The organism is Burkholderia sola (genome assembly GCF_905400185.1).
Lineage (GTDB): Bacteria > Pseudomonadota > Gammaproteobacteria > Burkholderiales > Burkholderiaceae > Burkholderia > Burkholderia sola.
This window is the reverse complement of sequence record NZ_FR989676.1, coordinates 2598221-2613119: the sequence shown is the minus strand read 5'-3', so window position 1 is coordinate 2613119 and position 14899 is coordinate 2598221. Positions and strand designations below refer to the sequence as shown.

Annotated in this window: 11 protein-coding genes; 9 read left to right on the top strand and 2 right to left on the bottom strand. The window is 68.4% G+C overall.

What is annotated here, in order from left to right:
• Nucleotides 1-18 precede the first annotated feature (18 nt).
• On the bottom strand, nt 19-2439 hold the full coding sequence (locus KR541_RS28085; protein ID WP_050010816.1) for a glycoside hydrolase family 31 protein: 2421 nt from the start codon (nt 2437-2439) through the stop codon (nt 19-21).
• 27 nt (nt 2440-2466) lie between these two features.
• On the bottom strand, nt 2467-3738 hold the full coding sequence (locus tag KR541_RS28080) for an MFS transporter (protein WP_050010817.1): 1272 nt from the start codon (nt 3736-3738) through the stop codon (nt 2467-2469).
• Between the two features lie 472 nt (nt 3739-4210).
• Here KR541_RS28080 and KR541_RS28075 point away from each other — a divergent pair, with 472 nt between their 5' ends.
• From KR541_RS28075 to KR541_RS28035, 9 genes are all read left to right on the top strand, one after another.
• Nucleotides 4211-5155 (top strand): MurR/RpiR family transcriptional regulator, encoded by a 945-nt coding sequence (locus KR541_RS28075; protein ID WP_089489282.1) that lies wholly within the window; start codon nt 4211-4213, stop codon nt 5153-5155.
• A complete protein-coding gene (locus KR541_RS28070) occupies nt 5152-6141 on the top strand; it encodes an isoaspartyl peptidase/L-asparaginase family protein (RefSeq protein WP_089489283.1) in 990 nt (329 codons plus the stop codon). The genes KR541_RS28075 and KR541_RS28070 overlap by 4 nt, the downstream gene beginning before the upstream one ends.
• A gap of 26 nt (nt 6142-6167) precedes the next feature.
• Complete coding sequence (locus KR541_RS28065; protein ID WP_089489284.1) at nt 6168-8072, top strand: dipeptide ABC transporter ATP-binding protein; 1905 nt, start codon at nt 6168-6170, stop codon at nt 8070-8072.
• Nucleotides 8073-8174: 102 nt separating this feature from the next.
• Nucleotides 8175-9737 carry a glutathione ABC transporter substrate-binding protein GsiB gene (gene gsiB / locus KR541_RS28060; RefSeq protein WP_089489285.1) on the top strand — a complete coding sequence of 521 codons (1563 nt, stop codon included), beginning with the start codon at nt 8175-8177 and terminating at the stop codon, nt 9735-9737.
• A 67-nt stretch (nt 9738-9804) separates the two neighbouring features.
• On the top strand, nt 9805-10725 hold the full coding sequence (gene gsiC / locus KR541_RS28055; RefSeq protein WP_050010825.1) for a glutathione ABC transporter permease GsiC: 921 nt from the start codon (nt 9805-9807) through the stop codon (nt 10723-10725).
• Nucleotides 10726-10732: 7 nt separating this feature from the next.
• A complete protein-coding gene (gsiD, locus tag KR541_RS28050) occupies nt 10733-11626 on the top strand; it encodes a glutathione ABC transporter permease GsiD (RefSeq protein ID WP_050010827.1) in 894 nt (297 codons plus the stop codon).
• Nucleotides 11626-12708, top strand: a complete 1083-nt coding sequence (locus KR541_RS28045; RefSeq protein WP_050010828.1) for a DmpA family aminopeptidase — start codon at nt 11626-11628, stop codon at nt 12706-12708. The genes gsiD and KR541_RS28045 overlap by 1 nt, the downstream gene beginning before the upstream one ends.
• The gene (locus KR541_RS28040; RefSeq protein WP_050010829.1) at nt 12705-13532 is read left to right on the top strand and encodes a M55 family metallopeptidase; all 828 of its coding nucleotides are present in this window, start codon (nt 12705-12707) and stop codon (nt 13530-13532) included. The genes KR541_RS28045 and KR541_RS28040 overlap by 4 nt, the downstream gene beginning before the upstream one ends.
• Nucleotides 13533-13754: 222 nt before the next feature.
• Complete coding sequence (locus KR541_RS28035) at nt 13755-14534, top strand: AraC family transcriptional regulator (protein WP_050010830.1); 780 nt, start codon at nt 13755-13757, stop codon at nt 14532-14534.
• The last annotated feature ends 365 nt before the right edge of the window (nt 14535-14899 follow it).

Genomic DNA, 14899 nt, shown 5'->3' with positions numbered 1-14899 from the left:
CGGGTTGGCTTCAGTGGTTCAGTGGTCGAACGCGACGACGAGGCGGCGCCACGCACCGTCCCCCGCATCCTGCTCGACACGCGCGCCGCGCACGGCGACCGGGCCTTGCAGCGACGCGGGCAGCAGGATCTCGACGCGCTCGGCCGGGCGCGCCGGGCGGCCGTCCCAGCGGACCGACACGCCGAGCTCGCCCGACGCCTCGCGGCCGGTCTCGATGCGCCACAGTCCGTATTCGCCGTCGCGCCACGCTTCCGTCTCGCCGTCGTCCTCGACGCATTCGCCGTACGCGACGCCGTCTTCGATGCGCGGTGCGACGACGAAGCCGCGCGTGTCGGCACGCGCACCGAAATGCTGGTCGGCGACGTTCAACGGCAGCACGCGACCTTCGCGCAGCAGCATCACCGGCGTGTCGAGCGGCGCGGGCAGCGTCACGCTCGCGCCGCCGTCGAACGACTGCGCGCTCGAACAGCATGTCCAGCGTGCGCCCGACGGCAGGTACACCGTGCGTTCGGTCCGGCCGGGATCGACGACCGGTGCGACCAGCAGCGCGTCGCCGAGCATCATGTCGTCGCACGCGTCGTAGCAGCGCGCATCGCCGGGGAAATCGGCGAGGGTCGGCCGCAGCACGGGCTCGTAGCGCGTCGTCGACAGCCACAGCAGGTGATAGAGGTACGGCAGCAGCCGGTAGCGCTGCTTGATCAGCGACGCGACCTGCGCGGTGATCTCCGGGTACATCCACGGTTCGTTGACGGTGCCGTCGTCGTTCCACGAATGAATGCTGAAGCGCGGCATGAAGATGCCGAACTGCACCCAGCGCAGCAGCAATTCGGGCGACGGCGCGGGGCCGGAGAAGCCGCCGATGTCGTGGCCGATGTTCGACACGCCCGACAGCGCGAGCCCAAGGCCCATCTTCAGGTTGTAGCGCAGCGTTTCCCACGACGTAGTGTTGTCGCCGGACCACGTCTGCACGTAACGCTGCATGCCGGCGCCGCCGGAGCGCGACACGAGGAACGGCCGCCGCGCCGGCGCATGCGCGCGCTGCGCGTCGCGCGACGCGCGCATCATCAGCATTGTCTGCAGCACCTTCGCTTCGCGCGCCGGAAACGGCTGGCCGAAGCCGTGCGCGATCGCGTCGGGCGACCAGATCTCGTATTCGTTGTTGTCGTTCCAGGTCGATTCGATCCCGTATTCCAGCAGCGCCGACGTGACCTGCTCCTGCCACCAGCGGTAGGCGTCCGGCTGCGTGAAGTCGATGTACGCGCCGACCTCGTCCCAGAACTGCACCCATGCGGGCTCGCCCGACGCGGAACGGATCAGCAGCCCGCGCTGCGCGGCGTCGTCGAAGGCGGGATGGTCGCGCAGCAGGCACGGCTTGATGTTCGCGCACAGGCGGATGCCGTGGTCGCGATAGTGCTGCACGAAGCCTTTCGCATCCGGAAACTTGTCGCGGTTCCAGTTGAACACGTAACGCTTCGCGCCGATCGACGTATAGCCCGACGACAGGTGGAACGAATCGCACAGGATGTCGTGCGCGTCGCACTGCTCGACGAACTGGTTCATCTGCTGCTGCGCGTCCGGCGCGTCGGTATAGCTCATCGTCGAACCCGAATAGCCGAGCCCCCATTTCGGCGTGCGCGCGGGGCGCCCGGTCAGCCACGTGAAGCGTCGCGCGGCCGCGAGCGGCGTCGCGGGCGACGCGATGAAGTAGTAGTCGAGATCGCCGTGCTCGGCGACGAAATAGCGATAGAGCCCGTGATAGTTGTCGAGCTCGCGGCCCATGTCGAACACGCAGTCGGACAGCGTGTCGTAGAACAGCCCGAAGCCCTGGCACGCATCGGGCGACCACGTGATGTAGAACGGGATGTGCTTGTACAGCGGGTCCGTGCTTTTCGCGCTGTAGCCCATCGCGTCGATGTTGCGCATCTCGAAGCGCGCGCCCGTGCGGTCGAGTTCGCCCGCGCGTTCGCCGAGGCCGAACACCTTGTCGCCGCGCTCGCGGGCGACGTAGTGATACGCGCGATCGTCCCACCAGCCGAAGTTGTATGCCTGCGTCGCGCGGTCGGCGAGCGCGACGCGCCATGCGCCGTTCGCGTCGCGCATCGACCACGTGCAATGGCCGCCTCGCCGGCGCACCGTAAGCCGGACCTGCGCGGTTTCGATCCGCACGCCGTCGTCGTCTTCGACGAAGTCGTAGTGGGGCAGCGCGAAGCCGCTCAGGTCGAGGCGGTCGCGCCCGTCGAGCGGCACGTCGTCGAGACCGGGTGCGATCGTCCACGTGCGCGGGGTGCGCGCCGTCGCGTCGGGCAGCACGCGCACGCGCACGATGTCGTCCTCGAGCACGAAGATTTCGACGGTGGCGCCCGTATCGGACGCGAGCAACACGCGGTTCGCGTGGTGGCTGGCGACGCGGAACACGGGCGGATGAAGGAGCGAAGTCATGAATGCGATTCCTGGTGAAAACGGAGGTCAGGCGTGCTGCGCGAGCAGGCGTTCCTGCTTCGACTGCCCGCGGATCAGCAGCGCGAGCAGCGTGACGCCGATGATGTCGAACAGCCCGAGGCACGCGAACAGCGGCGCATAGCCGATCTTGTCGGCGAGCGCGCCGACCAGCAGCGAGAAGCCGAGGCCGCCGATCCACGCGGCCATCCCGGCGAAGCCGCTCGCGGTGCCGACTTCCTCGGGGTCGAACACGTCGGCCGACAGCGTGTTGACGAGCGCGGAGATCATCTGGTGCGCGAAGCCGCCGACGCAGAACAGCGCAATCGCCGTGTACGGCGACGACACGAGCCCGATCGTCGCCGGCCCGAGCATCAGCACCGCGCCGAGCGCGACGCCGGCGACGCGCGACCACACGAGCGGCAGCTTGAAGCGATTCGCGAGGTACGGCGACAGGTAGCCGCCCGCGATGCCGCCCAGGTCGGCTGCGAGAAACGGCATCCACGCGAATACCGCGATCTGCGTGAGCGGCATGTGGCGCTCGGTCGCGAGGTACAGCGGAATCCAGAAGCTGAAGGTCTGCCACGCGGGTTCCGCGAAGAAGCGCGGCAGCGCGATCGCCCAGAAGCGCCGCGCGGTGACGACGTCGCGGATGCGGCGCTTCGACACGGGCGGCATCGTCGCCTGGCCGTCGCGGATCAGCGTGCGCTCCTGCGGCGTGAGGCGCGGATGGTCGGCCGGGGACCGGTACTGCGTGTACCAGAGCGCGGCCCACAGGAACCCGAGCGCGCCGGTGACCATGAACGCGGCCTGCCAGCCGAAGCGCATCGAGATGAACACGACGAGCGGCGGCGCGATCGCGGCGCCGAGCGACGTGCCCGCGTTGAAGTAGCCGACCGCGACGGATTTCTCGCGATCGGGAAACCATTCGGCGACGGCCTTCATCCCCGACGGAATCGCGGCGGCCTCGAACAGGCCCAGAAAGCCGCGCAGGATGCCGAGCGACAGCCAGCCCGATGCGAAGCCGTGTGCGACGCCGACCACCGACCACAGCATCGCGAACAGCGCGAAGCCGAGCCGCAGCCCGATCAGGTCGACGATGAAGCCGCACACCGGCTGCATGATCGTGTAGCCGATCTGGAATGCGCCGACGATGTACGAGTACTGCTGCGTCGAGATCGCGAACACCTGCTTGAGTTCGGGCGCGAGCACCGCGAGGGAATTCCGTGCGAGGTAGTTGAGGATCGTGCCGAGACACACGAGCACGATGATCCACCAGCGCAACGCCTTGACTGTCTTCACTGCTGTCTCCTGTCAGGGAGGGCGGCGCGCGGCGCCTGCCCGGTCCATGAGGGCCATCCGTCGGAATGGCTTGTTTCGTTTTGGTTCGTACGATGTCCGATCTTGATGCGCGCCGGTTTTTGCCGGTTCATATCGAAATCACGGTGTTCGAGCGAACATTTCGTCGTCACAGATCTGCAATGTTATCTGACGACTGATCATTTTCGAACATCCTATGTTCGAATGCGAATCCGGTCAACGTGAATCTGCATTCGAACGAACGTACTCGGGGTTTTCCCGATGACCGGATGGCGACCGTGAGCGGCGACGCAGGGCGATCGGCCGTCAAAGGCCCGTGGGGCGGGGCCGAACGATCGTCCGCACGGTCGACGGACGCCGGTTGAGGCGCAACACACCCTGATGGAAATTTATTTCTTTTCAGTCGGGAGATTGTGTAAATTCATTTTCATCGAACCTTGCAACAACCCTTCGCATGACGCCTCTCGTTCCGCCCGATGTCAGTCACGACGAACCCGCGATCGCCGAGCGGATCGCGTCGGCGATGCCGTTGATGACGCCGATTCACCGGCGCATGGGCGAGTTCGTGCTCGCGAACCCGTTTCGCGCGGCGACGATGCGGATCGACGAGCTCGCGCAGGCCGTGAATGCGTCGATCGCGACCGCGAACCGCTTCGCGAAGGCGCTCGGTTTCGACGGCTATCCGGCGATGCGTGCGGCGCTCGTGCGCGGCTTCGAGGCCACGCTCGGGCCGGTCGAGCGGCTGCGTTCCGCGCAGGAGCAGGAATCCGGCGTACGCGGCGCAGTCTGGATCGATGCGGTATTCGACCAGGCTGTCGCCAACATCGAGAACACGCGCGCGCAACTGGACGCGGCCGATGTCGAGGCGGCGGTCGAGGCGATCGTCGGCGCGCGGCGCGTGCTGATTCTCGGCGCCGGGTCGAGCGCGTTCCTCGCCGGGCTGATCGAGCATGGCCTGTCCGTCTGCCATGACAGCGTGCAGTCGCTCGCGCTGCTCGGCGGGCCTTCGCATGCGGCGCGACGCCTGTACACGGCCGATTCGCGCGATCTCGTGATCGCGCTCGCGTTTCCGCGCTACGTGAAGGACACGATCGAGCTGGCGCGTCGTGCGGCGGCGCGCGGCGCGCGCGTGCTCGGCATCTCCGACGGCCCGCAATCGCCGCTCGCGCCGATCGCGTCGCTGAACCTGTACGTGAAGGCCGAGCGGCGTTTCGCGGCCACGTCGGAAGCGGCCGTGCTCACGATGATCGAGGCGCTGATCGATGCGGTCGCGCTGCGCACGCACCGGTCCGCGAAATCCGCCGCCGAGATGACTGAATTCCTGCTGCCGTGGCTCGTGCAGCCGCAAGCGGCGCTGCCGGCCGCCAACCCTTCTTCCCCACGTCCGAAAAAATCATGACTTCACCCGCGATCGTCGCGATTCACGGCGGCGCAGGCACGATCCTGCGCGAAGCGATGGATACCGACACCGAACGTCGGTACCGCGCCGAACTCACCGCGATCCTGCAGGCCGCGCAGCAAGTGCTGGCCGACGGCGGCAGCGCGCTCGACGCCGTGACCGTCGCGGTGCGCATGCTCGAGGACTGTCCGCTGTTCAACGCCGGGCGCGGCGCCGTCTATACGGCCGAAGGCAAGCACGAACTCGACGCGGCGGTCATGGACGGCGCGACGCTCGGCGCCGGCGCGATCTGCTGCGCGACGCGCGTACGCAATCCGGTGCTCGCCGCGCGGCGCGTGATGGAGGCGAGCGAGCACGTGCTGTTCGCCGGCGCGGGCGCCGATGCGTTCGCAGCCGCGCAAGGGCTCGAACTCGCGGAACCCGGCTACTTCGACACCGAAGCGCGGCATGCGCAGTGGGTCAAGGCGCGCGCGGCGGCCGGGATGATGCTCGACCACGATGCGGCCAGCTTCGCGTTCGGCGGCGCCGCGCAACCCGCCGAGCCGCTCGATCCGGACCGCAAGCACGGCACGGTCGGCGCGGTCGCGTGCGACGTGCACGGCCATATCGCGGCGGCGACGTCGACGGGCGGCATCACGAACAAGCAGCCGGGGCGCGTCGGCGATTCGCCGATCATCGGCGCCGGCTGCTATGCGGACGACGCGACCTGCGCCGTCTCCGCGACGGGCACCGGCGAGATGTTCATCCGGCTCGCGACCGCGCATGACGTGGCCGCGCAGATCGCGTATCGCGGCGCGTCGCTCGCGGACGCCGCGCACGACGTCGTGATGAACAAGCTGCCGCGCCTCGCGGGCCGCGGCGGGATCATCGCGGTCGATGCGCACGGCAACGTCGCGATGCCGTTCAACACCGAAGGGATGTACCGCGGCTACGCGCGCGTCGGTGAAGCGCCGGTCGTCGGCATCTACCGCGACGATGCGGCCTGATTCCGGATCGCACGAGGAGAGATGCCATGACTTCGAGCCGTAACCCGTCGCCCCTGACGTTGCCCGAGCAGCGCGTGGTGGCCGTCGACGACCTGTCGGTCACGTTCCGCCGCGAAAACGCGACGTTCGACGCGGTGCGCAACGTGTCGTTTCACGTCGATCGCGGCGAGACGCTCGCGATCGTCGGCGAATCGGGCTCGGGCAAGTCGGTCACGTCGCTCGCGCTGATGCGGCTCGTCGAGCACGGCGGCGGCGAGATCACGAGCGGCCGGATCGCGTTCCGGCGCCGTGGCGGCGCGCTGGTCGATCTCGCGCGGGCGAGCGCCGCGACGATGCGCGGCATCCGCGGCGCGGACATCGCGATGATCTTCCAGGAGCCGATGACGTCGCTGAACCCGGTGTTTACGGTCGGCGACCAGATCAGCGAGGCGATCGCGCTGCACCAGTCGAAGAGCGCGGCCGAAGCCCGCGCGGAAGCGCTGCGGCTGCTCGATCTCGTGCGCATCCCGGAAGCGCGCCGCGTGTTCGCGCGCTATCCGCACCAGTTGTCGGGCGGGATGCGACAGCGCGTGATGATCGCGATGGCGTTGTCGTGCCGGCCCGCGCTGCTGATCGCCGACGAGCCGACGACCGCGCTCGACGTGACGATCCAGGCGCAGATCCTGCAACTGGTACGCGGGCTGCAGGACGAAATGAACATGGGCGTGATCTTCATCACGCACGACATGGGCGTGGTGGCCGAAGTGGCCGATCGCGTGCTCGTGATGTATCGCGGCGAGAAGGTCGAGGAGGGCGAGTCGGACCGCATCTTCGCGACGCCCGCGCATCGCTACACGCGCGCGCTGCTCGCGGCCGTGCCGCGGCTCGGCTCGATGCAGGGCACCGACGCACCGGAGAAATTCCCGCTGTTGAAGGTGGACGGCACGAACGCGACGGCCACGGCCGCGACGACGGCGTCCGCGGCGAACGACGCGCAGCCGCCCGTCGATCATGCCGCGCCGCCGATCCTGCGCGTGCGCGATCTCGTCACGCGGTTTCCGGTGAAGAGCGGCGTGTTCGGCCGCGTGTCGCAATACGTGCATGCGGTCGAGCGAGTGAGCTTCGAGCTGCGTGCGGGCGAGACGCTCGCGCTCGTCGGCGAATCGGGCTGCGGCAAGTCGACCACCGGCCGTTCGCTGCTGCGTCTCGTCGAATCGCAAAGCGGCTCGATCGAATTCGACGGCCGCGACATCAGCGCGCTGAAGGGCCCGGACCTCCAGGCGCTGCGTCGGAACATCCAGTTCATCTTCCAGGACCCGTTCGCGTCGCTGAACCCGCGCCTGACCGTCGGCTTCTCGATCATGGAGCCGCTGCTCGTGCACGGCGTCGCGAGCGGCAGCGAAGCGCAGGCGCGCGTCGACTGGCTGCTCGACAAGGTCGGCCTGCCGCCGGATGCCGCGCGCCGCTATCCGCACGAATTCTCGGGCGGCCAGCGCCAGCGGATCGCGATCGCGCGTGCGCTCGCGCTGAATCCGAAGGTCGTGATCGCCGACGAGTCGGTGTCGGCGCTCGACGTGTCGGTGCAGGCGCAGATCGTCAACCTGATGCTCGACCTGCAGCGCGAGCTCGGCGTCGCGTACCTGTTCATCTCGCACGACATGGCGGTCGTCGAGCGCGTCAGCCATCGCGTCGCGGTGATGTATCTGGGCCAGATCGTCGAGATCGGCCCGCGCCGCGCGGTGTTCGAGGCGCCGCAGCATCCGTACACGAAGAAGCTGATGAGCGCGGTGCCGGTGGCCGACCCCGCGCGCCGGCATGCGCCGCGCCAGCTCGCGGCGGACGAGATTCCGAGCCCGATCCGCGCGGTCGGCGACGAGCCGGTCGTCGCGCCGCTCGTCGCGGTCGGCCCCGATCATTACGTCGCGACGCATCGCGTGGGCGGCGCGTATTGAGGAGTGGCGTCGTGCGCCGCGATGACGGTGCGCGAACCAGCAGGCAGTCGAAACCGAAACGCCCGTGAGGCGTCACCGATTCACCGATAGGAGCCCAGCAAAATGAGCAAGCAGCATCCGTTTCCGATGTTTCGTCCGCGCGCATGCTTCGTCGCGCTCGCCGGCGCGTTCGCGCTGTCGGCCGCGCTGCCCGCGTTCGCGCAGCAGACCGCGGTGATGGCGGTGGATTCGACCTTCACGACGATGGACCCGTACGACGCGAACGACACGGTGTCGCAGGCGGTCGTCAAGTCGTTCTACCAGGGGCTGTTCGGCTTCGACAAGGACATGAAGCTCGTCAACGTGCTCGCGACCGGCTATGAAGCCAGCCCCGACGCGAAGACGTACACGATCAAGCTGCGCTCGGGCGTGAAGTTCCACGACGGCACCGATTTCAACGCGGCGGCCGTGAAGGCGAACTTCGACCGCGTGACCGATCCCGCGAACCATCTGAAGCGCTACAACATGTTCCGCGTGATCGAGAAGACCGAAGTGGTCGATCCGACCACCGTGAAGGTCACGCTGCACGAGCCGTTCTCGGCGTTCATCAACACGCTCGCGCACCCGTCGGCCGTGATGATTTCGCCGGCCGCGCTGAAGAAGTGGGGCCGCGACATCGCGCTGCATCCGGTCGGCACCGGGCCGTTCGAGTTCGTCGAATGGAAGCAGACCGACGACCTGAAGGTGAAGAAGTTCGCCGGCTACTGGAAGAAGGGCTATCCGAAGATCGACGCGATCGACTGGAAGCCGGTGGTCGACAACAACACGCGCGCGGCGCTGATGAAGACGGGCGAAGCCGATTTCGCGTTCCGCATTCCGTTCGAACAGGCGGCCGACCTGAAGAGCAACCCGAAGGTCGACGTGGTCGAGCGGCCGTCGATCGTGCAGCGCTACGTGTCGCTGAACATGCTGCAAAAGCCGTTCGACAACCCGAAGGTGCGCCAGGCGCTGAACTACGCGGTGAACAAGGAAGCGCTCGCGAAGGTCGCGTTCTCCGGCTTCGCGACGCCGTCGACCGGCGTGGTGCCGCAGGGCGTCGATTACGCGACGAAGCTCGGGCCCTGGCCGTACGACCCGGCGAAGGCGCGTGCGCTGCTGAAGGAAGCCGGCTATCCGAACGGTTTCGAGACGACGCTGTGGTCCGCGTATAACAACTCGACGTCACAGAAGGCGATCCAGTTCGTGCAGCAGCAGCTCGCGCAGGTCGGCGTGAAGGTGCAGGTGCAGGCGCTGGAGGCCGGCGAACGCGTCGCGAAGGTCGAGAGCGCGCCGGATCCGGCGAAGGCGCCGGTGCGGATGTACTACATCGGCTGGTCGTCGTCGACCGGCGAAGCGAACTGGGCGATCACGCCGCTGCTGGCCGGCGCATCGGCGCCGCCGAAGCTGGTCAACACCGCGTACTACAAGAACGACACGGTGGACGGCGACCTGACGAAGGCGCTGGAGACGGTCGACCGCGCGAAGAAGGCCGAGCTGTACGCCGATGCGCAGAAGCAGATCTGGGCCGATGCGCCGTGGATCTTCCTCGTGCAGGAGAAGATCGTGTATGCGCGCAGCAAGCGGCTGCAGGGCGCGTACGTGATGCCGGACGGCTCGTTCAACTTCGACGAGATCTCGCTGAAATGACGGCGGCTTGCCCGCCACGCAGTGCCGGCGGCGCGGGCCGCCGGTGCGCTGATTCGATCGGTGTCCCATGCTGAATTTCCTCGTCAAACGCCTGTTCGGCCTGCTGCCCACGCTCGCGATCGTCGCGGTGCTGGTGTTCCTGTTCGTGCATCTGCTGCCGGGCGACCCGGCGCGGCTCGCGGCCGGTCCCGAAGCCGACGAGGCGACCGTCGCGCTCGTGCGCGCCGATCTCGGGCTCGACCGGCCGCTGCCCGCACAGTTCGCGCGTTTCTTCGCGAAGATCGCGCACGGCGATTTCGGGATGTCGACGCGCAGCAAGCGGCCGGTATCGACCGAGATCGGCGAGCGCTTCATGCCGACGCTGCTGTTGACGCTCGTCAGCATGGGTTGGGCGACGGCGTTCGGGATGGCGATCGGCATTGCGTCGGCGGTCTGGCGCAATCGCTGGCCTGATCGGCTCGGCATGACGCTCGCGGTGTCGGGCATCTCGTTTCCTGCGTTCGCGCTCGGCATGCTGCTGATGGAGATCTTCTCGGTGAAGCTCGGCTGGCTGCCGGTCGTGCCGGACGGCACGTGGAAGAGCTACGTGCTGCCGTCGCTGACGCTCGGCGCCGCGGTCGCGGCGGTGATGGCGCGCTTCACGCGCGCGTCGTTCGTCGAAGTGCTGAACGAGGATTTCGTGCGCACCGCGCGCGCGAAGGGCGTGCATGAACCGATGGTCGTGCTCAAGCACTGCCTGCGCAACGCGATGATCCCGGTCGTCACGATGATGGGGCTGCAGTTCGGCTTCCTGCTCGGCGGCTCGATCGTCGTCGAGGCCGTGTTCAACTGGCCGGGGCTCGGGCGCCTGCTGGTCGACGCGGTGACGATGCGCGACTACCCGGTGATCCAGGCGATCGTGCTGCTGTTCTCGCTGGAATTCATCCTGATCAACCTGACCGTCGACGTGCTGTACGCGGTCATCAACCCGACCATCCGGTTCAAGTGAGGCCCGCATGAACGCGACTGTCCAGCCCGCGGCGCCGGCCGCAACGACCGCGATCCGTACGCCGTGGCGCGAATTCTGGCGCAAGTTCCGCAAGCAGACCATTGCGCTCATTGCGGGCGGCTTCGTGCTGGCGCTCGTCGTGCTCGCGTTCGTCGGCCCGCACATCGTGCCGTTCGATCCGGAAAACTATTTCGACTACGACGCGCTGAACGCGGGGCCGTCGGCCGTGCACTGGTTCGGCGTCGATTCGCTCGGCCGCGACATCTTCAGCCGGATCGTCGCGGGCACGCGCATCTCACTCGCGGCCGGCTTCTTCTCGGTGGCGCTCGGCGCGGTGATCGGCACGTTCTTCGGGCTGCTCGCCGGCTATTACGAAGGCTGGTGGGACCGCATCACGATGCGCGTCGCCGACGTGCTGTTCGCGTTCCCGGGCATCCTGCTCGCGATCGGCGTGGTCGCGATCCTCGGCAACGGGATGGTCAACGTGATCTGCGCGGTCGCGATCTTCAGCATCCCGGCGTTCGCGCGGCTCGTGCGCGGCAACACGCTGATGCTCAAGCACATGACCTACGTCGAGGCCGCGCGCAGCATCGGCGCGTCCGACTGGACGATCATCATGCGGCACATCCTGCCGGGCACCGTGTCGTCGGTCGTCGTCTACTTCACGATGCGGATCGGCACGTCGATCATCACCGCCGCGAGCCTGTCGTTCCTCGGGCTCGGCGCGCAGCCGCCGACGCCGGAGTGGGGCGCGATGCTCAACGAGGCGCGCGCGGACATGGTGACGGCGCCGCACATCGCGGTGTTCCCGAGCCTCGCGATCTTCCTGACCGTGCTCGCGTTCAACCTGCTCGGCGACGGGCTGCGCGACGCGCTCGACCCGAAGCTGGAGCGCCGTTGATGCAGGCTGCGCCGATGTGGGCCGCGACGCTGCCGGCCGGGCCGCGCGGCACGATCGCCGACGTGCCGGGCGTGATGGTCGGTCATTGCACGCTCGACACCGGCAGCGTGCAGACGGGCGTGACCGTCGTGAAGCCGCATCCGGGCGACGTGTACCGCAGCAAGGTGCCGGCGGGGGCGGCCGTGATCAACGGTTTCGGCAAGAGCGTCGGGCTCGTGCAGGTCGACGAACTCGGCACGCTCGATACGCCGATCGCGCTGACCAATACGTTCGGCGTCGGCGCGGTCGCAGAGGCGCAGATCCGCGCGGCGATCGCCGCGAATCCGCGGATCGGCCGCGACTGGCCGACCGTCAATCCGCTCGTGTTCGAGTGCAACGACGGTTACCTGAACGACATCCAGGCGTTCGCGGTCACCGCCGCGCATTACGACGACGCGTGCCGCGCGGCGTCGCGCGACGTCGCACGCGGGGCGGTGGGCGCCGGGCGCGGGATGTCGTGCTTCGACCTGAAAGGCGGGATCGGTTCCGCGTCGCGCGTCGCCGTCGCGGCCGGCCGCCCCTATACGGTCGGCGCGCTCGTGCTCGCGAATTTCGGCCGGCTGCCGATGCTGACGCTCGGCGGCGTACCGCTCGGCCGCGTCGTCGCGCAACGGCGCGCGGCCGACGCCGCGCACGCGGCGCCGCCCGAGCAGGGCTCGATCATCCTGTTGCTGGCGACCGACGCGCCGCTCGACGCGCGGCAGTTGTCGCGGCTCGCGCGCCGCGCGGCGGCGGGGCTGGCCCGCACCGGTTCCGTGTACGGGCATGGCAGCGGCGACATCGCGCTCGCGTTCTCGACCGCCTACACGATCGCGCCTGACGCATCGACGATCGCGCTGCCGGCCCTCGTGGCCGATGCGGCGCTCGATCCGCTGTTCATGGCCGCGGCCGAAAGCGTCGAGCACGCGATCGCCGACGCGTTGCTGCAAGCGGTAACGGTCGCCGGGCGCGACGGCCACGTGCGGCCATCGCTGCGCGACGCGGTGCCCGATCTCGACCGGTGGTTCAACGAATACAACGAAGGACGTTCGACCCTGTCATGAAGATCCTGATCTCGACCGACATCGAGGGCGTCGCCGGCGTATTCGCGACCGAGCAGACGCGCGCCGGCAATCCGGAATACGAGCGCGCGCGCCGCTGGATGACCGCCGAGGCGAACGCGGCGATCGAAGGCGCGTTCGCGGGCGGCGCGCAGGCCGTCTGGGTCAACGATTCGCATGGCGGCTTCCGCAACCTGCTGCCCGACGGGCTCGATGCGCGGGCGCGCGTCGTGCTCGGCAAGCCGCGTACGCTCGGGATGATGACGGGCGTCGAACAGAAGCCCGATCTCGTGTTCATGATCGGCTATCACGCGAAATCGCAGACGCGCGGCGTGCTCGCGCACACGATCAACAGCTTTGCGTTCACGCAGGTGTGGCTGAACGGCGTCGAGCTCGGCGAAGCCGGGCTGTACGGCGCGCTGGCGCGCGAATACGGCGCGCATGTCGCGCTCGCGACCGGCGACGACGTATTCGCCGAGGAAACGCAGCCGCTGTTTCCGGACGCGCGTTTCGAGACGGTCAAGACGGCCGGCGGCGCATCGAGCGGCGAGACGCTGACGCCGTCGGCGTCGTGCGCGCGGATCGCGACCGCCGCGCGGGAAACGGTCGCGCATGCGCTGTCGTCCGGCGTGCGCGCAGGCGCGCATCGGCCCGCGCCGGCCGCTTGCACGCTGCGCGTGCAGACGGTCGCGCTCGCCGACCTGTTCTGCGTGCTGCCGTCGCTCGAGCGCGTCGATGCGGTGACGCTGCGCTTCGACGGGCCGTCGGTCGAGCACGTGGTGCGCACGCTGAACAGCCTGTCGGCGATGTCGTTCATGCTCCGGTGATGCGTGCCGCGACGCCGCCGCCGGTGCGCGGCCGGTCAGCCGGTCGCGACGGTGCCAACCGTCGCGGCGAGCAGGAATGCTTCCATTGCCGCAACCGGCGAGAACGGCGTCTCGTTCATCGGATGGGTGTTGGCCGCGAGGTCGCGCAACGGTGGAGCGAGTCGTGGATCGTTCGAAGGCGACCGCCTTCGATATCGGGTCATTGATGATGGAATTCGGGCCGTGAGAAATACGCAGCTAGATCCCTACGAACACATTCCCCGGAGCGTGGTCGTGACCGCCAACGACTATGCGGGGGGCACGACGTTTCCGGATCACGCGCACGTGCGCGGACAATTCGCGTTCGCGTCGCGCGGCACGATCAGCGTGTCGACGCCGCACGGCCGCTGGCTGGTGCCGCCGCAGCGCGCGTGCTGGGTGCCGGCCGGCGTGCGGCACGAAATGACGATGACCGGGCCGGTCACGATGCTCAACGCGTTCGTGGCCGCGGACGCCGCGCAGGCGGCCGGGCTGCCCGCGCAGTGCGGCGTGTATGGCGTGTCGCCGCTGCTGCGGCAACTGCTCGACGATGCGGTCGACCTGCCGGCGATGTACGACGTCGACGGCCGCGCGGGCAAGCTGATGGATCTGCTGGTCGCCGAAATCGCGACGATGCCGCGCCTGTCGCTGCATGCGCCGCTGCCGGCCGACGCGCGGCTGGCGAAGGTGTGCCGACACCTGTTCGCGGCGCCGTCGATCGCGGCCGATCTCGACCGGGTCGCGGCCGACGCGGGCGTGAGCCGGCGCACGTTCACGCGGCAGTTCCGCGCGCAGACGGGCGTGAGTTTTGCCGCGTGGCGCCAGCAGGTGTGCATGCTCGCGGCGATTGCCCGCCTGACCGACGGGCAGCCGGTGACGCGCGTCGCGCTCGATCTCGGCTATGCGAGCGCGAGTGCGTTCACGTCGGCGTTTCGCCGCATTCTGGGCGACACGCCGAGCCGGTATCTGGAGAGTCGCCGCTAGGCGGTGCCTGCCGCCAAAAAATACGCGTCCGCCAACTTCGGCCAGACGCGTTCAAAGGCACTCTGTCTGAAAAAATGCGCGACCGGCCTGTTGGGCAGCGTCGCGCATCGTCCATATCATTGTTGCTTCGTCCGATTCAATCCTGCCGGCTCGTTGCGGATAACGAAGCATACGCTGCATAACGCGCAAACGATATCGTGTCGATCCCATGATTCATGTGCTGTCGCAGCATGCGTTCCGATTGCGCATTCGATATCGGAGCGGAAAGCCGATGAGGACGGGCATCCGCGGCTCCGCCGGTCACGATGCGCCGCACCATCGAATGCGGGCGACGGAGTCCCCCCAAACGCCGCGTGGCGCGATGC